This is a genomic window from Candidatus Tisiphia endosymbiont of Thecophora atra (genome assembly GCF_964026395.1).
Taxonomy (GTDB): Bacteria; Pseudomonadota; Alphaproteobacteria; order Rickettsiales; family Rickettsiaceae; genus Tisiphia.
In genome coordinates, this window is sequence record NZ_OZ032145.1 from 1,703,467 (window position 1) to 1,726,219 (window position 22,753).

General features: G+C 33.3%; 18 protein-coding genes, 1 tRNA gene and 2 pseudogenes. 9 read left to right on the plus strand and 12 right to left on the minus strand.

Going from position 1 to position 22,753, the window contains the following annotated elements:
• Window positions 1–129 precede the first annotated feature (129 nt).
• Both dcd and secB read left to right on the plus strand, forming a co-directional pair.
• On the plus strand, window positions 130–696 hold the full coding sequence (gene dcd / locus AAGD45_RS08040; RefSeq protein ID WP_341761370.1) for a dCTP deaminase: 567 nt from the start codon (window positions 130–132) through the stop codon (window positions 694–696).
• Window positions 697–727: 31 nt separating this feature from the next.
• Window positions 728–1,177, plus strand: a complete 450-nt coding sequence (gene secB, locus AAGD45_RS08045) for a protein-export chaperone SecB (RefSeq protein ID WP_341747230.1) — start codon at window positions 728–730, stop codon at window positions 1,175–1,177.
• Between the two features lie 275 nt (window positions 1,178–1,452).
• Here secB and AAGD45_RS08050 read toward each other — a convergent pair whose 3' ends face one another.
• The 3 genes and pseudogenes from AAGD45_RS08050 to AAGD45_RS08060 all read right to left on the minus strand — a co-directional run bounded on the left by AAGD45_RS08050 (window position 1,453) and on the right by AAGD45_RS08060 (window position 5,264).
• Entirely contained in the window at window positions 1,453–2,409 is a 957-nt protein-coding gene (locus AAGD45_RS08050; RefSeq protein WP_341761371.1) for a transposase, read from the minus strand.
• A 421-nt stretch (window positions 2,410–2,830) separates the two neighbouring features.
• Window positions 2,831–4,387 (minus strand): annotated as a pseudogene (locus AAGD45_RS08055) (methyltransferase regulatory domain-containing protein); the annotation flags it as partial.
• 145 nt (window positions 4,388–4,532) lie between these two features.
• On the minus strand, window positions 4,533–5,264 hold the full coding sequence (locus AAGD45_RS08060; protein ID WP_341761372.1) for an outer membrane beta-barrel protein: 732 nt from the start codon (window positions 5,262–5,264) through the stop codon (window positions 4,533–4,535).
• Between the two features lie 189 nt (window positions 5,265–5,453).
• Between AAGD45_RS08060 and AAGD45_RS08065 the strand changes: the two genes are divergently transcribed.
• Window positions 5,454–6,158 (plus strand): HD domain-containing protein, encoded by a 705-nt coding sequence (locus AAGD45_RS08065; protein WP_341761373.1) that lies wholly within the window; start codon window positions 5,454–5,456, stop codon window positions 6,156–6,158.
• Here AAGD45_RS08065 and AAGD45_RS08070 read toward each other — a convergent pair.
• The 8 genes and pseudogenes from AAGD45_RS08070 to AAGD45_RS08105 form a co-directional block, all read right to left on the minus strand.
• Window positions 6,061–7,440: an MFS transporter gene (locus tag AAGD45_RS08070; RefSeq protein WP_341761374.1), complete on the minus strand. Its 1,380-nt coding sequence runs from the start codon at window positions 7,438–7,440 to the stop codon at window positions 6,061–6,063. The two genes, AAGD45_RS08065 and AAGD45_RS08070, sit on opposite strands and share 98 nt — an antisense overlap.
• Before the next feature lie 211 nt (window positions 7,441–7,651).
• Window positions 7,652–8,896, minus strand: a pseudogene (gene hisS, locus AAGD45_RS08075) (histidine--tRNA ligase); the annotation flags it as partial.
• Window positions 8,897–8,902: 6 nt separating this feature from the next.
• Window positions 8,903–10,288 (minus strand): amino acid permease, encoded by a 1,386-nt coding sequence (locus AAGD45_RS08080; RefSeq protein WP_341761375.1) that lies wholly within the window; start codon window positions 10,286–10,288, stop codon window positions 8,903–8,905.
• Window positions 10,289–11,021: 733 nt separating this feature from the next.
• Complete coding sequence (mnmA, locus tag AAGD45_RS08085) at window positions 11,022–12,119, minus strand: tRNA 2-thiouridine(34) synthase MnmA (protein ID WP_341761376.1); 1,098 nt, start codon at window positions 12,117–12,119, stop codon at window positions 11,022–11,024.
• Window positions 12,120–12,442: 323 nt separating this feature from the next.
• Entirely contained in the window at window positions 12,443–14,059 is a 1,617-nt protein-coding gene (locus AAGD45_RS08090; RefSeq protein ID WP_341761377.1) for an ABC transporter permease, read from the minus strand.
• A gap of 476 nt (window positions 14,060–14,535) precedes the next feature.
• Window positions 14,536–14,925, minus strand: a complete 390-nt coding sequence (locus AAGD45_RS08095; protein WP_341761378.1) for a type II toxin-antitoxin system VapC family toxin — start codon at window positions 14,923–14,925, stop codon at window positions 14,536–14,538.
• Complete coding sequence (locus AAGD45_RS08100; RefSeq protein WP_341761379.1) at window positions 14,918–15,193, minus strand: AbrB/MazE/SpoVT family DNA-binding domain-containing protein; 276 nt, start codon at window positions 15,191–15,193, stop codon at window positions 14,918–14,920. The genes AAGD45_RS08095 and AAGD45_RS08100 overlap by 8 nt, the downstream gene beginning before the upstream one ends.
• A gap of 98 nt (window positions 15,194–15,291) precedes the next feature.
• Complete coding sequence (locus AAGD45_RS08105; protein ID WP_341761380.1) at window positions 15,292–16,581, minus strand: penicillin-binding protein activator; 1,290 nt, start codon at window positions 16,579–16,581, stop codon at window positions 15,292–15,294.
• Between the two features lie 24 nt (window positions 16,582–16,605).
• Between AAGD45_RS08105 and rsmI the strand changes: the two genes are divergently transcribed.
• The gene (gene rsmI, locus AAGD45_RS08110) at window positions 16,606–17,457 is read left to right on the plus strand and encodes a 16S rRNA (cytidine(1402)-2'-O)-methyltransferase (protein ID WP_341761381.1); all 852 of its coding nucleotides are present in this window, start codon (window positions 16,606–16,608) and stop codon (window positions 17,455–17,457) included.
• Between the two features lie 675 nt (window positions 17,458–18,132).
• Here rsmI and AAGD45_RS08115 read toward each other — a convergent pair.
• Complete coding sequence (locus tag AAGD45_RS08115) at window positions 18,133–18,831, minus strand: M15 family metallopeptidase (protein ID WP_341761382.1); 699 nt, start codon at window positions 18,829–18,831, stop codon at window positions 18,133–18,135.
• Window positions 18,832–19,156: 325 nt separating this feature from the next.
• Here AAGD45_RS08115 and AAGD45_RS08120 point away from each other — a divergent pair, with 325 nt between their 5' ends.
• From AAGD45_RS08120 to AAGD45_RS08140, 5 genes are all read left to right on the plus strand, one after another.
• Entirely contained in the window at window positions 19,157–19,792 is a 636-nt protein-coding gene (locus AAGD45_RS08120; protein WP_341761383.1) for an epoxyqueuosine reductase QueH, read from the plus strand.
• A 139-nt stretch (window positions 19,793–19,931) separates the two neighbouring features.
• Window positions 19,932–20,867, plus strand: a complete 936-nt coding sequence (locus tag AAGD45_RS08125; protein ID WP_341761384.1) for a TAXI family TRAP transporter solute-binding subunit — start codon at window positions 19,932–19,934, stop codon at window positions 20,865–20,867.
• A 30-nt stretch (window positions 20,868–20,897) separates the two neighbouring features.
• Window positions 20,898–21,326 carry a universal stress protein gene (locus AAGD45_RS08130; RefSeq protein ID WP_341761385.1) on the plus strand — a complete coding sequence of 143 codons (429 nt, stop codon included), beginning with the start codon at window positions 20,898–20,900 and terminating at the stop codon, window positions 21,324–21,326.
• A gap of 65 nt (window positions 21,327–21,391) precedes the next feature.
• On the plus strand, window positions 21,392–22,546 hold the full coding sequence (gene dapE / locus AAGD45_RS08135; protein ID WP_341762249.1) for a succinyl-diaminopimelate desuccinylase: 1,155 nt from the start codon (window positions 21,392–21,394) through the stop codon (window positions 22,544–22,546).
• Between the two features lie 47 nt (window positions 22,547–22,593).
• Window positions 22,594–22,678: transfer RNA gene (locus AAGD45_RS08140), tRNA-Leu, on the plus strand.
• Window positions 22,679–22,753 lie beyond the last annotated feature (75 nt).

The window sequence follows — 22,753 nt, forward strand, 5'->3', positions numbered from 1 at the left end:
AATTATTTAAAGCAGAAGAATATATAAATATTTTAATGAGGCTGCCCTGCTAATTAAAGTTTTAGTACTTTTAATTTTTAACTATATCATTTATATTCGGTAATTTAAACATAGTATGTGTAATTATATATGACCATTATGTCTGATAATTGGATAAGAAAAATGTGTATAGAACACGATATGATTGCACCTTTTACTGATACGCAGGTTAGATTGAATAATTCAGAGAGAATTATTTCTTATGGTTTATCTTCATACGGTTATGATGCAAGAGTCTCGAAGGAATTTAAAATATTTACTAATATTAATTCGGCAATAGTTGATCCAAAAAATTTTGATGAATATAGTTTAGTAGACAGAGAGGTTGATGTTTGTGTTATTCCACCAAACAGTTTTGCCTTAGCAAGAACAATTGAGTATTTTAAAATTCCAAGAGATGTGCTAGTTATCTGTGTTGGCAAATCAACCTATGCAAGATGTGGTATAATTGTTAACGTAACGCCGTTAGAACCGGAATGGGAAGGGCATGTAACATTAGAGTTTTCCAATACTACCCCACTGCCAGCAAGAATTTATGCTAATGAAGGAGCATGTCAATTTTTGTTTTTAAAAGGTGATCAAACTTGTAATATATCTTATGCCGATCGTTATGGGAAATATATGAAACAAAAAGGTGTTACCCTTCCAATAACTTAAAATTTAAAATGTAAAAAAGGACTATATTATTATGAAAGATACTAACCAAAAAGAAATGCCTCATATCGCTGTTAATGCACAATACATAAAGGATTTGTCTTTTGAAAATCCAGACGCTCCGAGATCTTTAGTATCTTTGGAACGTAATCCACAAATTGACTTATTCCTAGACCTCAATATTTCTAATTTACCTGAAGAGAATTTTTATGAGGTAGAATTAAGTATAGAAGCTAAAGCAATGAGTGAAAAGCATAGACTATTTATAGTGGACTTAAAATATGCAGGGGTTTTTAATTTAATTAATATAGAGGAAGATCAACACCAAATAATACTAGCAATTCATTGTCCAGCAATGATTTTCCCATTTGCTAGAAAAATTATTGCTGATGTCACTCAGGATGGTGGTTTCCAACCATTGATGATTGACCCGATTGATTTTGGTGCTTTATATCATAAAAAAATGCAAGAAAATGATAATTAACCATTCACCTTACGTATAGCATTTAAAAATTAGACTTCTTTCGAAACTCTACTTCTGCTGGTGATTTGTACGTCGATGCGGTACTCGAATCCTCACGTACATTAGAGTACGCTGCGGTTCCGCGTCTCCTTCAAATCCCTCAGCATAAGCGAGTTTCGAAAGAAGTCTATTGTAGAAAAGTACAAGACGTCTATTAGCGAGACCACGTGAGTGTAGTGGTAATCCACATTCATTAGATCAACTATGTTCGCAATAAAAATTTAAATAAATTTGGTTTAAATTTTTATTGCTTGTGCAGAGCTAGTTAAATCACGTAACTTAGCGTTTGCAATCACAATGATTTTACGCATTAATGCTACCATCGCCACCATTTTCTTTTTTCCTCTATTGATCAATTTCTCATAAAATACCTTCAGTTCAGAGTTAGAATTTCTAGCAGCCATAGCAGCTACAAACAACATAGGTCTAACAAAATTTCGACCATGACCTGTATGTCTATATCCACTATATCTACCGCTATCATTAGATATTGGTGCAACACCTACTAATGATGCTATTTGTTTGCGGTTCAATGTACCAAGTTCAGGTAACAAAGCTATAAGCTCATTAGATACTACTGTGCCTATACCACTAATAGTTTGCAGAGTCTCTTTCTTAGCTTGCAAGAGCTTATCTTTTGCTATTAAGTCATCTATTTCTTTAGTAATAGATGCAATTTGCTCTTCTAGTACTTCGATCATTTTAACGCAACTAGACTTGATTAAATCAGCTCTCGGGGACTGAAACCTATTTTTTTCTGCAATCAACATTTGTTTAAGATCGTTCCTACGTCCTACTAATTCATACAAGTTTAAAGCTTGCTTAGATTGTACTTTAAATAGCTCTAATCTTTCTGATCGTTCAAAACCATAAAGTGCTAGAGCTTTAGCGTCAAGACTGTCAGTTTTAGCTGCATTACCAAAAGACCTAATAAAGTTTTTAACTTTACGAGTATTGGCTCTATGTACAGCAAAACCCTGATTGCAAAGCGTTAGTAATAGTTCCATTTCATATCCACCAGTAGTTTCTAAAACACACAATGCAGAACTAATCTCTTTTTTGTAATCCTTGATAAAATCAGCTATTCCATTAGAGTTGTTATTATATTCTTTAGTTTCTTTTTTTCCATGAATAGCAACAGCAAAATTGAATTTTCCTATATCAAGACCGATAAAATTATTATATAATAGCATAATACCTCGAAGACTTTTAATGTTTACGATTGTAAGCGGGCGTGCAAAGCCATCCCAATCAACTATTCAAACGTCTCGGGGATTTGGGCTAGAGTACTAGGATCTATACGATCTTAAAACCAATTGCTTCACGGTCGCTCACGCCTGCACAGCGATAGTCATTTATATTATTAATGACTATCGCTGTAATACCCCCTTATAAGTCAGTATAAATCATTATTTACATTGACTTCAATATCTATTATATCATACTTTCAACTTATAATTACTTCGTGACCTTACGGTCTTCTCGCTAATAGACGTGTAGAGAAGGTGTATTTACTAATATTAAAGCCCATTCAGGATAAGAATTAACTAATTCTTATCCCAAATTGGGGTACGACGCAATTCTTGATTTTCTGTTTTAGAGTATATCTTATCTTTAAATCAGCAGAGCATTAGTCACGAATCTAGTTAGTGTAGGTTGCAAGAATGTTTCTAATTCTTTACTGACTTCATCAATATTCTCTATTTTTTTACCGTCACGGCTTAATGTCATCTCACCAGAATTAACATGCTGCATGACAGATTCAATTATTTGCTTATTATCATGCTTACCGTCCATATATTGCAGAGCAAATTTTTCAAAAAGGTTAATAGCTACCACCTCATGTCTTTGGTTTGTCACCCACATATTGGATGTATGAGCTACCTGATATGCAATAAGCTTTGATGTTTTAGGTTTATTAAGATCTACTTCTTTTCGAGTTACCTGTAACGTTATATTAATATATCCTTGCAATACTAATTTCATGGCATTAGCTAAGAACTCAGCCTTTATTTCATTCAATTTTGTTCCATGTAATTTTTTATTGCTACTCACGGCAATTTTATCAAAACTCATTGGGTTATTGATATTCTCAGAGAAAGTATAGAGTATTGCTTTCATATAAGGAGAAGATGTTGATAAACTACTATCCTTATTACCATTATAAAAAAACTTCTCTGTTTCAAGTGAATTAAGATCTATATCAACAAGAGGCTTTTCTGGTACTATATTAAATGTCATATTAAATTTATTAATATCCTCATTATTGATAGATCTATTTAATTTAACACTATTATGGCAAAGTAAGGTTGATCTAAATCGACGATTGGTAATGAAATCCATATATTGTTCGGTTCTAACAATATCATTTATTGCTTGTAATTTTTCCACCACTTTTGCCGGCATATTTCCTAAATACATGCTAGCTATACTACAATCAGACAGATATTGTAGATTATTTTTTTTAGCCTCATCCATAAATTCATGAAAATAATATTGTACATTATCTTCTTCTAGATGGTCATGACGCAAATAATGATCATTTTGTTTGGCAAGCAAACTGGCTTCAGATTTTAACACTTGAGCATAAGGAGAGTCGGAAGTTTCTAAGCTATCCTTAACAAATTCAAGTAACAATCTAGATTGAGCAATTTTATCTTGAATGTTATTAAATGTATTTGAGTGATAAAGCATCATATCTCTTATGGTACGAACCATATTCCAACCAGGTAGTGTATTATAACTAATATACGCGATTCCATTCTCTGATAAATTTTTACTACTTACTTCAAAAATCTTATCCTGAACAAATTTTGGTACCCAAGAGATTACTCCATGAGTAATTATGTAATCAAATTTACCAAATGATTCATCAATATCTGTAATAGAACAATGTCGGAATTCTATATTTTTAAGAGCTAATCCTTCTTTATGTTTATTAGCCTCATCTATTTGCACTTTAGATAGATCAACTCCAACAAAATGTGCTTTAGGATAATTAACAGCATGAGGTATTAAATTCCCGCCTGCAGCACATCCTAGTTCTAGAACTCGTGCAGTTTCAATTGCTGTTGGTTTCATCCCAAATAAAACAGCAAGCGTCCGTAGGTGATATGGATTGGTTAAGGCGTACGGATAACTTTCGTAAGGCACTTCATCGTATGTATTATGAGGTGCTGAGGTGAGTTCTAAATTAGTGGTCATATATTCTCCATAACGTAAAACAAAACACGGATAACACCGTATTTTGTTGTCAATTCTTTAAATTTTTACTAGTATACACTAAAAAATTCAATACACTAATAGTCTTCTTGCATTAAATTGGTAACTTATAAGTAAATCCTATACCAAATTCTCCAACCCCTATGGTTTTTTTAATAGGAGTGGCTGGTATAAATTGCTGGGTTTTCATATCCAAAGTAGCATAGTTAATCTTTATTGAATGAGCAGCTTGTAATTTTACTGCTGCATCAATGCTAAAATTGCTAGATAATTCCTTAGAAAATCCAAGGCCTACTTGCCAAGCAAAACAATTACTACGAGTTGTTTTAATTCTAAAATACTCTACATTCATTAAATCCCAACGAGAGGAAGCAGAGCTAACTTTTACCCGTGCCACCCCAGCACCTAATATGACAAAAGGAGTTATTTCCTGCACTTTATCGAGATCATATACTAAATTAATCATATATATATTGGAAATTACCTTAGTGATCCCTGGAGTTTGTGGTATAATTAGAGAGGGAGCTAGTTCTTTTTGTGGTAAAACATAACGTAGTCGATATTTTGGTTGATGTGTTACCGAAAACTCAATTGCCATTTGCGGATAGAAGCTGTAACCAATCTTACCGCTATACATCTTAGACCTTTTTAAAGTAAAACCAGTGCCGGAATTATGGCGAAATTTTTTCACCACCGGCTCTACTATTCCAGCTTCCGTCCCAATATAAAAAAATCTCTGATCAGCATTAATCTCTTCTGCCTGAGCATTGGCAAAAAATAATGAATATATATAAATCGTAGATAATATTTTCGGTAATTTATTCATTATAATTTTATACTTATTGAAAGCGTGGATTATATAATTATCTATAGGCAGGTCAATATAAAAATTTTTATTAGTAATTTTGGAAATTGGTATAAATATTTATCTTTTTCAAAAAAATACAATAAACTCCTAGTAATATTCTAATTTTTAGTTTAACTTGTATAGTGATTTAAAATATTATGGTTTTTTATGGAAGATAGTAATTATTGGGACAACTCAAAGTATGCACCTTGTCAATATGCTACTAGGTTACTGGACAAATTACGTAAGATGAATGAGGAAGTAAATAGACCAATAGATATTGATGAGGTTATAAAGGCTATTTATTATGCCAAGAAATATCATGGCAGCCAAATGAGGCAGTCAGGCGAGCCTTATTACTCTCACCCAATAGAGGTGGCGTATATGATCTCTGATTATCTTTTCCGCACTGACATTATTGTTACCAGCATATTACACGACACCATCGAAGACACTACACTTACCGAAAAAATGATTGCCTATATTTTTGGAGAGCAGGTTGCTAGTCAAGTAGAAGACTTAAGCAGGAACAAGCCTCACGGGAAGATTAGCTCGGCGGAAATTATGGAATCGTTATATAGACAAAAAAAATATGATGTAGCATTGATTAAATTATTTGATAGAAAGCATAACTTACAGACTCTAGGAGTTAAATCGCCGGAAAAAGTGAAGAAAATCATCAAGGAAACTATGGAAGAATTTATAATTGTTGCTATGCATTTAAAAATACCAGCAATACCACAAAATTTAGTTGCATTATGTTATCAAAATTTATCTATACCACAGTTCGTCCAACATAATCTATATCAGACTTTTGTGGATAATTCCCAGCTTCTTTCTCCAATTTTTCAAAATGATATAGACCCACTATAAATCCTATAGTTGTTGGAAGTAATATTATTAATAATCCCCAATTACCTAAATATTCTACCAAATAAACAGCCCCAAAAGAAGTAATAACATACATTAAGGCACGTGATAAAGCAAATATAAGACTAACGGAGGTAAAACGTTTAAAGACAGGAAAATGCTTATATGTAATCGCTGCGATAGGGGCATACGAAACAAAAAGGACAATAAATGATTGGATTAAAAATAAGTCAAAGGGAGTTCGAATATTATCTAATAAATATGGTAGGAACAATATGAATATAAAAAATACTGATGTTGTTACTTTAAGAATTTTTATAGGATAGATAATATAGCTTAAATATGCCAGCAAGCATATACCTAATAATTGTATTATAGAGACGGTAAAATTTTGATGAATAATTTGTTCAGCACTATAACCAAAAGAATTTTTGAGGATATTACCACAATAAATATAAAGAAAGTAAAAGCAGATTGGCCATATACAATTCATCAGAAACAACAGCAACAATGTTTTTGGGTTAGCTTTTTCGTTATAAATTGGATTACTTTCCACATGTTTTTTATCTATGCTCACCTTATTCGAAACATTATCTAAAATTCTTTTTAAATAACGTTTAGCATCGACAAATTCTGGGGTTTCTCTAAGATTCGTCCTAGCTACAACACCCACTAAGGCAATTCCAGCCCCAACCCAAAAAGCAATACGCCAATTAAAACCATTTCTAGTAACCAAATAGGCAATAGCTAAAGCAAACATTCCACCTAAGCTACTGGAAATTCCAATTAACGAAACAGCTGGATATTGCACAGGAGGTTTCGTTATTTCAGTAACATAGAGTTCTGCTCCTATTACTTCCCCCATAGAAGATATGCCCTGAACGATACGACATATAGTAACTAACCAAGCAGCAGTGACGCCAATTTGTGCATAAGTGGGTAAATTAGCCATAACAATGCAAGAAATAGCCATCATAGAAGTTGTTATGATAACAGTGGATTTACGGCCTATATTATCGCCTATCCAGCCAAATAACAAGGCTCCAACTGGTCGAGCAACAAATGTAGAACAAAAAGCGATGGCAGAAAGAAGAGAAGTAGTGTGAGGATCATATTTCGGAAAAAAAAGCTCATTAAGAAGTACAGCCATATGAACATAAAGCATCAGGTCAAAATACTCTAAGAACGTGCCAATTGAGAGTAATCCAATAGCTTCTTTTTGTTGTTTAGTTAGACTGGTCTGAGTATATATAACCCTACCATCTGCTCGTACAAATTTGCTCATATATAATTATAATTTGTTTACATTAACTAATAATTCACCTTACATATAGCATTTAAAAATTGCAAGACGTCTATTAGCGAGACCACGTGAGTGTAGTGGCAATCCACATTCATTAGATTGCTTCGTCGCTGCAAGGCAGCTCCTCGCAATAACGCTCGGATGTTTTTCCTATGACTTTTAAATTGCCATGGGGGTTATGCGTAAGGTGAGTTAATAATTCCATAATTTGTTCAAATTGCAATAGATATTCTTGTTGTTTATCAAGATCTTTTAATTTTAAATTATTACTCATTTGTTCATTATCGCCAACAAAAATAGCATATTTAGCCTTTTGTAGATTAGCTCGTACCATTCTTTTAGCTATTTTGCCGTTAGTATCTAAGGTAACAGAAATATTTTTTTGACGCAATTGATTTGTTAAAATTAAGCAATATTCTAAATTATTGTCGCTAATGGGAAAGACAAATACTGGTCTTGGTTTAGATATGTGGTACTCTCTCATTAGGCTAAGGCGTTCAATTCCAGCAGCAAAGCCAATGGCTTTTACTTCAGGACCTCCCATAAGTTTGCTCAGCCCATCATAACGACCACCAGCAAGAACTGTCGACTGACTACCAAACTGGCTACCAAGTTTACTAGTAGTAAACTCAAAAGCTGTATGACAATAATAGTCAAGTCCCCTTACTAATCTTGGATTAATGATATATTTTACATTGAGTAAATCTAAGTATTTTAGTAAATCGTCAAAATATTTTGCAGCATCACTGCTATAATATTGCGACATGAGGGGGCTATTGACAACTATTTTTTTATCGTTCTCATCTTTTGAATCTAATATACGCATTGGATTCTTGATAAGCCGCTTTTGGCTATCTTCTGATAATTCTGACTTATAATCATTGAAATATTCTACTAACTTTTGTTGGTAAACAGCACGAGTTGCAGTACAACCCAGTGAGTTTATTTCTAAAGTTGTATCTTGATCTATTTCTAAAGTCTGAAGAATATCTAATGCAAGCTTGATAGTTTCGGCATCCGTACTAGGTCCTTCTCCACCAATATACTCAAAATTTATTTGATGGAACTGCCTTTGTCTTCCAGCTTGTGGTCGGTCGTAACGAAACACTGAACCGCTTGAGAAAAATTTAATAGGTAATGTTTGTTGCAGATTATTAGATATAAAAGCCCTGATAATGCCAGCCGTAAATTCCGGTCTAAGAGAGATATTATTATCACTTTTATCAAGAAAACTATATATTTCCTTACTTATTACATCAGAAGTCTCTCCAAGTGTACGATCAAAGACTTTAGTATATTCAATTATGGGTGTACTCATGGCTTGATAACCATAAAGCCCACCTATATGCCTTGCCGTATTAATTATATAGTCATGAACTATATAATCTTCTGGTAAGAGATCTTTAGTACCACGTATAGGTTGTAACTTATTACTCATATATACTTAAACTTGTCGTTTCATAAAAAATATTCTAATAATATATAGAGCAAATACTGCTAGAAACCAATATGCTAAAACCTTACCAGCAGTCATTTCACCATCAAATATTTGGATAATTAGCAAATATATGCAAGCTATTAAAACAAATGGTATAATGACAAATGCCAATGGGCATTTAAACGGTCTTGTTGCACTCGGCATTTTTATTCTAAACAACATAACTATTATAGCAACTGCCGTGTAATCTATTAAAGCTCCCATAGATGATAGCTGAAAAAGAATTGCAGTTGGACAAAATCCCCCTAATAATGCAGCAAGTGCAGAGAATATTAAAATAGTAATATACGGACTATCATATTTAGGATGAAGTTTTGCAAAACTTTTTGGCAGTAACCCGTCTCGGGCAATTGCATAAAAGATACGAGACGTGCCGTAAATATTCATCATTAATACTGTAGTCATACCAGCTACTGCACCAGTAGCAACAATTGCCGAACCAACATTACTGTTATTTATGCTCAGTGCATAAGCAAGTGGTTGATCATTATTAAGTTGATCAAAAGGGGCTATACCAGTGGTCAAACCAGCTATTATAACATATACTATTGTTGAAATTACTAATGACCCAATAATGCCAATCATTAAATCACGGTTGGGGTTTTTACATTCTTCAGCTGTAGCGGCTATCGTACCAAAACCTGTCATAGCAATAAATAGGATAGATGCCCCAACTAGCATATTATTAAAGCCGAAAGGTAAAAAATTCTGCCAATTTGTAGCATTAAAATGTGGTGCAGCATATATGATAAAAGCAAAGATAGCTGCCATTTTTACAAATACCAATATAGCATTTAGTCTTTTACTATCTTTTGTTCCTAAATATAAAATAAAAGAGATAAATACTACAATAAGAAAAGCTGGTAAATTTATCATACCACCATTGGCAGGTACAGCAGTTAAAGCCTTAGGTAAATATATTCCGCCTGCTGACAATATTGCCTGAACATATCCGGACCAACCGGCTGCAACAGCACCAGCAGCAAAACCAAGTTCTAATACAATGACACTACCAATTAACCAAGCAAATATTTCCCCAAAAGCTATATAAGAGTAAGTATACACACTACCAGAAGTAGGTAACATTGTAGCAAGTTCTGTATATGCAAGGGCAACGAAGATGCATGTTACACCAGCAATAGCATATGATAGCATGACGGCAGGACCGGAATATGTGGCAGCTACTATACCGGTTATTACAAATACACCTGTGCCTATTATAGCACCAAGCCCTAATAATATTAGATCAAATGCTCCTAAAGTTTTATTAAGACCACTAGTCTTACCTAGTTCTTTTATTGATTCAAAACTTTTTTTTGTTAAAAAGCTCATTAATTCCTCCGATTTTAATAATAGAAAACCCTAGAAGGGTGTATATACTACAGTTGTAGTATTGTATCACTAGACTATCAGTAGTAGAAACGATGTCACCCCTGCGAGGCTTTGCCCACGTGAACCACTAGTATGTCATTCCCTGTCGCCATTATGTCATTCCCGCGTAGGCGGGAATCTAGAATGTCCAAAGCACCCTTCTTGGCTATTAGACTTCCTGCATAATTCTACTTTTGCTGGTAATTTGTGCGTCGATCCGCATAGGCGTCAACTTAAGAGCGTAAAGATTGAACATGTATAAACAAATTAAACATAGCCGTCATCGCGAGGCATCGTTAGATGCCGTGGCGATCAATATAAACAGCGAAGCTGTTTTTCTAGTACGCTTTGCGTATCTTGGATTGCCGCGTCGCCGCTTACAGCGGCTTCTCGCAATGACGTTTAGGTTGATTTACTTATACATGCTCAATCATTACGCTCTTAAGTTGACACCTATGCGTTGATCCGGTACTCGAATCCTCACGTACATTTGAGTAAGCTGCGGTTCTGCGTTCCGTGTCTCCTACAAATTCCTCAGCAAAAGCGAATTATGCAGGAAGTCTATTTTCTTTAGACCCCTGCTTTCACAGGGGTAACATCACCCCTAATGGTGATGATTACTTGATCCTACTATTAATTTATTACATCAATATTTGAGGTTATTTTATAAAAATAGACTTTTTTGAAATTGTATCTATACAATTTCTCTAGTAATCCACCCCCCACCAAGAACTCGATCATTATCATATATGACACAAGCTTGACCAGGAGTTACAGATTTTTCTGCAGACATTAACTTTACTCTAATTTCTGTATGACTTATTTTACTAATCTTGGCAAAGGTAGCAGGTCGAGTCGAACGGATCTTAACTTTTACATCAATTTCTTCTTGCTCGGTCATTTTTTTACCAAGCCAATTAACATCCTTAATAGTAAATTCAGTTGAGTCTAAAGCCGAGTCTGGACCAACATATACAATCTTTGTAGTAGGATCAATTTTTACTACATAAAGTGGGGTTTGAAAGGCTATGCCAAGCCCACGACGTTGACCTACAGTATAATTTATTATACCATTATGTGTGCCAAGTTCAAAGCCATCTACATGAATTATTTTACCTTGCTTATTAGCATTGTTTCGTATACCACTAATTACCTTCCTATAGTCGCCATCCGGTACAAAACAAATATCTTGACTATCAGGTTTATCGGCAACGCTTAGATTAAATTTGCTAGCAAAATCTCTTGTTTGCTCTTTGCTCAATCCTCCCAAAGGAAAAGATAAATAATTTAATTGTTCCAAAGTAGTTGCAAACAAAAAATAACTTTGGTCTTTTCCAGCATCAATACCAGTATGTAATTCTGCCCCACCTATACCTTCGATTTTTCGAACGTAATGACCAGTAGCAAGACAGTCAGCCCCTAAATCTTTTGCTACTTTTAGCAGATCTTTAAATTTAACTGACTGATTGCATTTTACGCATGGTAGGGGTGTTTCGCCTTTAATATAACTATCAGCAAAGTCATCAATTACTGATTCTTTAAATTTAGACTCATAGTCTAAAATATAATGCGGAATGTTCAACTTATCTGCTACCATTCTTGCATCGTAAATGTCCTGCCCAGCACAACAGGCATTTTTTTTCTTGGTAGCTATACCGTGATCATATAATTGTAAAGTTATACCAATGACTTTATGACCTTGTTCATGGAGCATAGCAGCCACTACTGAGCTATCAACCCCACCAGACATTGCAACTACTATCGTAGATGGATTGTTTATTCTATTATTCATTGTATTGCTAGCCTAGCTAAACGAAACATTACATTATAATCACTTTACAGTTAAATGCAATAGGCTTTTTTGAGAATTTTCGGCAGGGCAATTTAAAAGTCACAATCACTAGTTGCTACAGATGCAAGTTTAACCACTACCGATGTCATCCCTGCGAAGGCAGGGATCTATATTACTTAATAGTCTTTCAGGCTTATTTTTTTAGATTCCCGCCTACGCGGGAATGACATCGAGTGCATATTAAGCACTTTTTCCTTTATCTATTAGGCTTGCAGCCCGACTTTTAAATTACCCTGATTTTCGGATATTCTAGATTCATAGAATTATAGCTGAAATCTTTTAATAGAATACTCATTTAACGGTTGCCAAAATAAACGATTAAACAATACCACAAATAGAGCCATAACTCCCATACCTAAGACTATTTTATTAAAATCAGCCTTTATTGTCATTTCAGCTATATAACTGCCAATACCGCTTGCTGCTATTTTCCGATCGCCAAAATTAATAATTTCTGCCACGATACTAGCATTCCATGCTCCACCTGATGCAGTTATTGCTCCTGTTATAAAATACGGGGTAATTGCTGGTAACATGACTTTGAACCACCAATTCCAACCACTGACTCTAAAAATTTTTGTGGCATCTTTAAGATCATTGGGAATAGTTGATGCTCCTACTATAACATTAAATAATATATACCATTGAGCTCCCATAATCATCAGAGGACTAAGCCAAATATTAGGGTTTAAATCGTAACGAGTAATAATTATAAAGACAATTGGAAATAATAAGTTTGCTGGAAAAGCTGCAAAAAATTGTGCTAGTGGTTGTACAATAGCTGTTACTTTAGGATTTAGTCCAACATATATACCAATCGGTACCCATATAATTGCTGCAAGAATTATAAGTACTACCACACGTAACATAGTAATTGATGCTAAAACAAATACGTTCAATAGCTCAGACCAACCAATATCGTAATGCAAGAAATGATATATGTAATAGACCGAAAAACATACTATGCCGCCCAGCATAGTATACCATAAATAATCGCTCCACGAAGGATTATTGGAAAAATTATTTGACGAACTTGAATTTATTTCGCTATAACGATTAAGTATGGGGAGATAAAGTACAAATTTTGCAATATAAGCAATAGGGGAGAATAATTTTTGAATAATCAAACTTCTTTGAAATAAATTTAATGCCCAAGAATGTGGTGCATTGTTACCTGCATTCATTTCATAACGGAATCTATCAGACCATGCCACTAGAGGTCTAAGTAGCAATTGATCATATGATATAATCACCAGTGACATTGACATAATTGCTGAGCTAATTGCATAAAGATCTTTCTGCGTAATTGCTAAAGCAATATATGATCCTATTCCAGGCAAGGTTATATGGGTATTGCCAACTGTGATAACCTCTGAAGCTACTACGAAAAACCACCCACTAGATATTGATACTACAATATTCCAAACTAATCCTGGCACTGCATATGGAACGCTGACCTGCCAAAATTGCCTCCATTTTGACATTCTAAAAATATATGCTGCATCATGCAATTCTTGTGGGATATTTTTAAGCGAATAATAAAAACTAAATGTCATGTTCCAAACTTGCGATGTAAAAATAGCAAATATCGCCGCACATTCAGCTCCCATAATACTTGACGGGAAAAGAGCTAAAAAAACTGTAACTGTAAAAGAAATATATCCAAGAATAGGAAGAGATTGAAGAATGTCTAGTAACGGAATTAATATTTGTTCACATTTCTTGCTTTTAACAGCTAGGCTGGCATAAATAAAAGTAAAAATTAATGAGACAATTACCGCAATTAGCATCCTCAAAAGTGTTCTAAGAGAATACTGAAAAAGATTACTATACTCTAGAGTTACTGGTTGCTGCTCTAATACAGTTATTGGTGCTGCCATCTGCTTTAAACCCCAGGCAATAAAGATAAGGATGCTAGCGATTATCAAAAATGTTAACAAATTGAAGATAAAATTGGACTGAGTTTTTTTTGAATATTTTATAAAATTTATCATTAATTTAACCTTAACTTAAGCATCTTCTACGTCATTCCTGCGAAAGTAGCAATATCTAAAAAAATAACCAAGAAAGATATTATATATTTTTAGACTCTGCACCGAAGTTTACTATAGTCAATTCAGGAGGATGGGGTAGCAAGAGCGATGGAGCGACGCCTATATGTAATAGGCGAGCGATCGAAGACGACATCACCAACTTCTCATCAATTGACTATATTACCTACATCTTTTAAAAGTTGCATACTTATTAGCCTTTGGAAAATATATTTTTGATATTAAAACCTGAGATGTAGCACCTTTTCAAAAAGATGTGGGTAATAGTAAGGTTGATACACGTGCATATCTCAAAATATCAGTCATTACCTTGCCATTATGAACTCAATATCAAGATCAACTTTTTGCCATATCTTATCACAAGTAAGTATAGGGTAATTTTTAAACATTGCTAGAGCAATACACCCTCTATCTCCTAAGGATAAACCATACTGTTTTGTTTTTTTGATTATTCTTGCTGTTATTAATGCTTGTTCTTCACAAAAATCTATAATTTTGATACCGGAAAGCTTTATCAGGTTTCTACAGTCGTCTTCTGTTAAATTTTGTACTTCAATACAGTATTTGTATACTTCTGCAATATTTACACTTGAGATTATTGCATATTTCATATGCTGCCTTATGGATTCATATCCAAGTTCTTTTGCAAATAGCATTATAAGAGCAGAGGAATCAAACACTATTTTATTAGCCATTTTTTATACTTCTATTTTCTTCTATTTGGTATTCTTCATGCTTTCTATTTATAAAATCATCTACCACTGAATCTTTTCTATTATTTTGGTTTTTTGTAAAGATTGCATGCATCTCATCTATTATTTGGTTAGCATTAATTATCTTTACCTCATTTTCATAAACTTCTAGATTAACTTTATCACCCGGTTGTATATTAAGCCTTTCTCTTATTTCTGATGGAATCAATACTCTGCCATGTTGATCCATATTTGTTATTAATTTTTCCATATTCTATATCAAATACTTGTTTAAGTTATTTTATCATTTATTACTATATGTTATTTAGATAAATTACGCAATAAATTGATAGATTTACCCCGTCTAAATCAGAATTTGTTATCACTTTTTGCCATGGTACTATACAGACCATCTTCTTTCTTAATTATATCATACTCTCTTTGAGCTATTGAATCGATGAAGTAGACATTACCTGATATACCAGTATATGGGGTTTTGCCATTAATAGCTGCTAAAAATCGTTCTTCGGTAAAGTTGGTATCTATATATTTTGATGTTATTCTTCCTAGATCATAAGCTACAGCATGCATGAAAGACAAATGATTAATACCTATATTTTTAGCCCTTTCTATTATATTACTATTGACAATATTCAATGAACCGGTGAAGATAATACTTATAGGTTCAGAACGATCGATATCAATTCTGTTATCACCTATTATAACTGCTTTCTTATCTAAATTATGCTTATGAATACTATCAAAAAGCAAATCTAAATTTTTACTATCATCTGACAGATAAATTACAGGTTTAGTTGCCGTATCCTCCATTTCATTTAAATTATCAACACTATTTGAGACAGTTAAAACCGCCTTTTCTATTGATTCCGGTATATTAGCATAAAATTCACTCCGCACTAAGGTAGAATTTTTTTGAATTAGTATATTTTGGATAAGTTGGTTTATAGTTTGTGCATGACTACCTGAAGGTAAAAGTGCAATGAAATTTTTATAATCATTATCAGCAAAGTAATTAATTATTTTTATGAGTTGCTTTGACGGAGTATGACCGAATACAAAAAGTTTTTTGTCTGCCAATACAGGATTATTAGACATGGTAATGATAATAATATCATGTGCTTTAGCTTTATTGGCAATTAGAGAGGTAAGATTTGAATATAATGGCCCGAGAATAATTTTTGTTTTACGTAGCAGTATTTTATCCATTGCAGCAAGTACCTGCTTTTCATTAGAACCATCATAAGAAGTAACATGAACATAAGTTTTTAAGCCATCTTCTAGACCCATTTTAATTAATTGGTTGTATTGCTTACCTAATGTAGAATGTTCTCCTGTTAGGGGCATTAAAATAGCCACTTCTAGAGTTTCCCGAGCGACTTCTTTTGGTCTAGGAACAACAATCTCCTTATTAGATTGGCAAGAAAATAAAGAGACAAGACATATAAATGATAAGGTGACCTTTAAAAATTTTTGTGCATAAGTCAATCTAGTTGGTGTCAATCTAGTTGGTGATTTTGTCGTCGAAACTTGCCCTAGTGTCTCACGTACATTTGAGTACGCACCTCGACTCGGCTTCGTTTCTCCTAAAAATCTAGAAAGCTTCTTTGACTTATGTAGGAAGTCTTTTATACTGCTCATAATGCTTACTTATAGGATTAAATTATGATCTTCAAACCAGGGCTATACATTGTCTCAACACCTATTGGTAACCTAGATGATATAACACTCCGGGCTTTAGAAATGTTAAAAAATTCTACAATTATACTGTGTGAGGATACTAGAATATCAAGAAAATTACTAGCAAAACATAATATAAAGACTAAGTTGCAAATATATAATGATCATAGTGATTATCAAGAAAGAGAATTTATCCGCACATTAATTGATAATGGAGCAATAGTTAGTCTAATATCTGATGCTGGAACACCGTTAATTGCTGATCCTGGTTATAAACTAGTAAGAGATTTAAGGAAATTGAATTATCACATAGACGTAGTGCCAGGCGTTTCGGCATTAACTACCTCTATAACCATTTCTGGATTACCATCAGACCGCTTTCTATTTGCTGGATTCTTACCAAAAACTACTGAAGGTAAAAAGAAGATTTTTACAGAATTATCTAATATAAAAGCAACTTTGATTTTTTTTGAAACTGCTAGCAGAATAGAGCAGTCGCTACATACAGCTTTTACTGTTTTTGGTAATAGGGAGGTATGTGTAGCACGAGAACTTACTAAATTTTATCAAGAAGTAAAGTCTGGATTAATAGAAGATGTAATAAATTTCTATAACTCGAACATTATCAAGGGGGAAATAGTACTGCTAATTTCTGGTGCTTCTGAACCTTATAAAGCTCTTCTTGCAGATGATTTAAAAAAATTTATAGATTTATACTTATCTAAAGGATGGAGTGCAAAAAGTGTCACAGATATAGCTAATGAAAATTTTGGAAGAAGCTACAGCAAAAAAGAAATATATTCTATAGTTAACAAAATCAAGAACGGGAGTGATTAATATACTCTTCTGCTTTGAAGAATTGTTTTTTGAAAATATCATGGATTCGTATGCTCACGTACTAATGTACGCCTAGCAGCTCGACTTTGCTACTGCCTAGCTCTTCTTGAAGTTATACTATCGTCTACCAGCTCTTCATTTACGAGCAGTATACTTCTCCTAATTCGAGAGTTGCAAACACAAAATAAGTAGTGTATGGTATTACTTATAAATACTTAGCGGAAGTTCGATGTAATACCATTTCCCAAAACTAAATTGCTACTCGGAGTACGAGTATCGAACACCGGAGCGTACATACTAGTACGTGAGGAGCGGAGATCATGAAGTACGACGACGTGATGATTAGTTTTCGGAAATGGTATAACTTGTTACATCGAATATATGATGATACCATCTACGTAGTCCATATTAGACATGATAAGGAAATAGAATTTAAATGATTTGAGTATACATGACTCTACTGATATTAACTCTTTAAAAGTAGAAGAGTATATATTAGACTTCCTGCATAATTCTACTTCTGCTGGTAATTTGTACGTCGATCCGGTACTCGAATCCTCACGTACATTTGAGTACGCTGCGGTTCTGCGTTCCGTGTCTCCTACAAATTCCTCAGCAAAAGCGAATTCTGCAGGAAGTCTATTAAATAATAACGCAATGCGTTATTGTAGTTAGTTATTCAACATCAAAATCAAAATACTGATCCTTATAAGGTTCGTCTTGTAAGGTATAATGCCACCATTCAACCGAATATTCCTTAAAATTATGTTTTGTCATTTTCTCACGTAGATAATTACGATTTTGTAAATAAAATTCATCAATTAGTTTACTATCATGGGAGGATACTAGATCCATAAGATCTACAGAGCTATACATGTCAACCGTATTATCATCAAAATAAGGGATTAGACGACCATCTTTTAGAGGTCTTTTTATCATTTTAGGGTTTTGATTTAATTGTTTTCCAAGTTCGATAATAGTTAAATCTACAGTACTTCCACGACTATGAGGTGATCGTTTAGCAACATAACCTAATTGAAAAATTTCAGCCTTATTAATGTATGGATAATAAGAGTCTTTCATTTTTTGATCAGCAACATCTTCTCCCCAGCTAACGAAATATTGTACAGCTTTATTAGGTCTATAAGCATCATAAATTACCAAAGAGTAGTTATCGTTTTTTATATCTTGCTGAAGATTTTTTAAGGCAATAGCCGCTTCTTTAGTTAGCACAGCTCTATTAGCTTTATAGCCATCGATCTGCTTTCCTACAAAATTTCTAGTATCATAATACATCATCTGTTGAATTATAGTAGGATCTATTTGATCCAAATACACAAAACCTTCCGGTAAATTGGTCGTTTTATTTAACATAATATATCTCTCAATTAAACCAATATTCAATATTTAGTAACAAAATTATTGTTAATAAAAAATAATAATTTATTATACTTTTTTCTACAATACAATATCTTAATGCTAACCCGACTAACATTTATCCATTTGTTTCAACGGAAAGGATGTAATTCCCCCTTCGGTCAGGAATCTATAATATTTCAGGGTTTTCTGAACACTATTTTAGATCACCGCCTACGCGGGGATGACAACATTGCCCTAGATCAACTATGGATAAATACTAATCGAGTTAGCTATATTGTATGTTATTTTAAAATTTTATAAAGAAAATTAACAGATAATTATGAATGAAATTCTAGAAGTACCAAATGGTGAAAGTAAAGTACTACTACACTCCTGCTGTGCTCCATGTTCAGGAGAGCTGATGGAAAAAATGTTAATGTCCGGTATTAATTTAACTATTTTTTTCTATAACCCTAATATTCATCCTAAAAAAGAGTATGAAATTCGTAAAAATGAAAATATCCGTTTTGCTGAAAAAATGGGTATCAGTTTCATTGACGCAGATTATGACGTGCAGAATTGGTTTGCAAGAAGCAAAGGTATGGAATATGAACCAGAAAGAGGTAAACGTTGTTCTATGTGTTTTGATATGCGTTTTGAACGGACAGCTCTTTATGCTTATGAGAATGATTTTAAAGTTATTACCAGTTCTCTTGGTCTTTCCCGCTGGAAAGATATGGATCAAATTAATGAATCAGGGATCAAGGCCGCTTCTCATTACGATGGAATAACTTACTGGACTTATAATTGGCGTAAAAATGGAGGTAGCAGTAGAATGTACGAAATAGCTAAACGTGAAAATTTTTATAAGCAAGAATATTGTGGCTGCATCTACTCACTTAGGGACACCAATAATTGGCGTAAGTTAAATAATCGTAGTGAAATTGAAATTGGAGAAGAATATTATAAGGAATAAGAATTTTTTTATACATGAATTGTAACAATTATCTTGATTATCAATAATAGTAAAGGTACTTTGGATAGGGAAAATGATTTATTAAATTTTAAGTCTTAAGGTATTAGTGGTCAATTATTTTTAGTGTATAGTGTTATTTATGAATAATTTCAGAGTTTTATTGGTAGTTTTTTGCCTATTTTTTACTAGTAATTGCGTTTTTGCTTCACAGAAAACAGTGAGAATTGGGTCTGGTTCTATTTTGAAGGGTTATTACTCTATCGGATTGGATTTGTGTAAAACCTTTACTTTAGCTGATAAAAGTGTGAATTGTGAAGTAGTACCTACTAGTGGAGGGGTTGAAAATTTAGCTTTGCTAAAAGAAGGTAAGATAGATTTAGCTTTAGTGCAATCTAATGTAGCACTTGAGGCTTTTGAAGGTACTGGATATTACTCTAATACAGAAAAAATGCAAGAAATGCGTCAGGTACTTAATCTATATGATGAGTTTTTTACTGTTGTTGTAAAAAATCGGGATGAGATAAAGACTTTTTCTGATATTGAGGGTAAGAGAATATCAAATGGCTTGCCATTCTCTAGTAATACTATTACCTACAATGCTATAAGGAAGTTATATAATTTTACTAAAGAACCAATAGATGTTGATGAAATTAATTATGAAGAGTCAATAAAAGAATTTTGTAGCGGTAAAATTGATGTGATAATGATGACGGTAGGTCATCCTAATGCCTTGGTGGGATTTATTGCTAATAGCTGTAAAGTTGATTTTGTACCTATTGAAGATAATAAAATTGCACAATTAATCGCCACTAATAAAGCTTTTCATAAGGCATTACTGGATAAAACATTATATCCTGGGATCACTCTCGATCAGAATACAGTAGCAGTAACAGCAATTTTAGTTACTAATAGCAATATGGATGCTAAACTATTGGATAAATTTATCGGAATGTTTCACAAAAACGTAAAACATTTTAAACATTCTAATTATATGTTATATAATATAGATATTAAGCATTTTGCTGATACCAATAATTTTGTTTTGCCAAAACATTCAGTAGTAAGAAATAGATAATAATATAAATGCACCGGAGTAGTGTTAATTGTGTTTAAAAATATAATAATACCAATAGATTTGTCGGATAAACAATCAGTTAAGGTGATATTACCAAAGGCTTTAAGTTTTGCTACTATTTTTAGTGCCAAATTACATTTTCTTTATATCATCTCGGATTTCGGTATGAAAATGGTTGAGGATTATTTGCCTAAAAGTTGGGCAAAAGATCAAAAAGAAAAATATCGGGTACAAGTAACAGAATTAATTAGACAATATGTGCCGGAGGAGATCGAAGTTGAATTACATATTGGTCGAGGGGCAGTATATGATGAAATAATACAATATGCCAATGAAGTGAAAGCTGACTTAATCATTATTTCAGCAGTAAGACCACAACTCAGAGATTATATGTTAGGTTCCAATGCGTCCAAGATTGTGCGGCACTCGGGTGTGTCTGTTTTGGTTGTCAGAGAATAAAACATTGGCTAGATATGAGAGAGGAATTTTTAGGAAGAACTATAAGTTTATGACTATTGGAGGTTATCTTGATAAAATTTCTTGAAGACTTAATTAGTTTTCAATCAGTAACTCCTGAGAGTAGTGGTTGTATTGAATATATTAATGACTTATTAGAAAAAAATGGTTTTAAGACTGAAATCAAAATATTTGGAGAGGATAATTATAAAGTAACCAATCTTTATGCTGTTTATGGTAATGCAAGACCTAATATTTGTTTTGCTGGACATGTTGATGTCGTGCCAACAGGTGATAAGGCATTATGGCTTAACGACCCTTTTATAGCAACTACCGTAAGTGATAAGATTTATGGTAGGGGAGTTGTTGACATGAAGGGAGCGATAGCATGTTTCCTAGCTGCTAGCTTAGATTTTATTAAGTTAAATCCAACTCCGCATGGTTCAATTAGTTTTCTAATTACTAGCGATGAGGAAGGAAACGCCAAATATGGCACTGTGGAAATGTTAAAATATTTGCATAAGGGTGGTAATAATTTGATCGATCTTGCTATTGTAGGTGAACCAACAAATGAGCGTCAAATAGGTGATACCATAAAAATTGGTCGGCGAGGAAGTATTAACTTTAACCTAGTTCTATATGGTACAATGGGGCATGTGGCATATCCATTACAAGCCAGTAATCCGATTACTCCTTTAGTTCAGATACTCAATGAGTTGGTTAATTATCGACTGGATGAAGGAAGTGAATTTTTTCAACAGTCGAATCTAGAAGTTACGTCTATTGATGTAGGTAATGATGTTACTAATGTAATTCCTTCAAAAATTACAACAAAGTTTAATATTCGTTTTAATGATCTTCATTCATCATCGAGCATAACAGATTTGATAGATCAGATAATTAATAAATATTGTGCGAAATATAACTTTAAATATGAATTAAGTAGTGTAACTTCAGCTAATTGTTTTATCCAAGAACCAGTAGGGTTAATTGCCGATTTTGTTCGGGTAGTATCTAATACAACAGGAGTATATACAAAATTATCTACTAGTGGTGGTACTTCTGATGCGAGGTTTATCCAAAATTATTGTCCTGTTGTGGAATTTGGTTTACAATCTAATACAGCTCATAAAATTAATGAATACACAGAAATTAACGATTTACAAAGTCTGTATCATGTGTATTATAATTCTCTGATAAAACTCCTAGCTGAACCTATTTAATTAAGTTGTTAAAACAATCTATGTTAAGTAGTCAGGGCTACAGCTATGCGGGTGTGACGAAATTGGGAGACGTACTAGATTTAGGTTCTAGCGCCGCAAGGCTTGGGGGTTCAAGTCCCTCCATCCGCACCACAAAATAATAATACAAAAACTGGAGAGCTTGATTTAATTTAGTAGCTCTTCAAGTTTTCGTAAGGTTTTAATATT

What these genes read in the sequence shown, in the direction of transcription:
- secB (WP_341747230.1), top strand. Translation starts at nt 728, where the DNA reads ATGAAAGATACTAACCAAAAAGAAATGCCTCATATCGCTGTTAATGCA.
- AAGD45_RS08120 (WP_341761383.1), top strand. Translation starts at nt 19,157, where the DNA reads ATGAATGAAATTCTAGAAGTACCAAATGGTGAAAGTAAAGTACTACTA.
- AAGD45_RS08090 (WP_341761377.1), bottom strand. Translation starts at nt 14,059, where the DNA reads ATGGCAGCACCAATAACTGTATTAGAGCAGCAACCAGTAACTCTAGAG.
- AAGD45_RS08100 (WP_341761379.1), bottom strand. Translation starts at nt 15,193, where the DNA reads ATGGAAAAATTAATAACAAATATGGATCAACATGGCAGAGTATTGATT.
- rsmI (WP_341761381.1), top strand. Translation starts at nt 16,606, where the DNA reads ATGATCTTCAAACCAGGGCTATACATTGTCTCAACACCTATTGGTAAC.
- dcd (WP_341761370.1), top strand. Translation starts at nt 130, where the DNA reads ATGACCATTATGTCTGATAATTGGATAAGAAAAATGTGTATAGAACAC.
- AAGD45_RS08065 (WP_341761373.1), top strand. Translation starts at nt 5,454, where the DNA reads ATGGAAGATAGTAATTATTGGGACAACTCAAAGTATGCACCTTGTCAA.
- mnmA (WP_341761376.1), bottom strand. Translation starts at nt 12,119, where the DNA reads ATGAATAATAGAATAAACAATCCATCTACGATAGTAGTTGCAATGTCT.
- AAGD45_RS08050 (WP_341761371.1), bottom strand. Translation starts at nt 2,409, where the DNA reads ATGCTATTATATAATAATTTTATCGGTCTTGATATAGGAAAATTCAAT.
- AAGD45_RS08115 (WP_341761382.1), bottom strand. Translation starts at nt 18,831, where the DNA reads ATGTTAAATAAAACGACCAATTTACCGGAAGGTTTTGTGTATTTGGAT.
- AAGD45_RS08125 (WP_341761384.1), top strand. Translation starts at nt 19,932, where the DNA reads ATGAATAATTTCAGAGTTTTATTGGTAGTTTTTTGCCTATTTTTTACT.
- AAGD45_RS08070 (WP_341761374.1), bottom strand. Translation starts at nt 7,440, where the DNA reads ATGAGCAAATTTGTACGAGCAGATGGTAGGGTTATATATACTCAGACC.
- AAGD45_RS08080 (WP_341761375.1), bottom strand. Translation starts at nt 10,288, where the DNA reads ATGAGCTTTTTAACAAAAAAAAGTTTTGAATCAATAAAAGAACTAGGT.
- AAGD45_RS08095 (WP_341761378.1), bottom strand. Translation starts at nt 14,925, where the DNA reads ATGGCTAATAAAATAGTGTTTGATTCCTCTGCTCTTATAATGCTATTT.
- AAGD45_RS08060 (WP_341761372.1), bottom strand. Translation starts at nt 5,264, where the DNA reads ATGAATAAATTACCGAAAATATTATCTACGATTTATATATATTCATTA.
- AAGD45_RS08105 (WP_341761380.1), bottom strand. Translation starts at nt 16,581, where the DNA reads ATGAGCAGTATAAAAGACTTCCTACATAAGTCAAAGAAGCTTTCTAGA.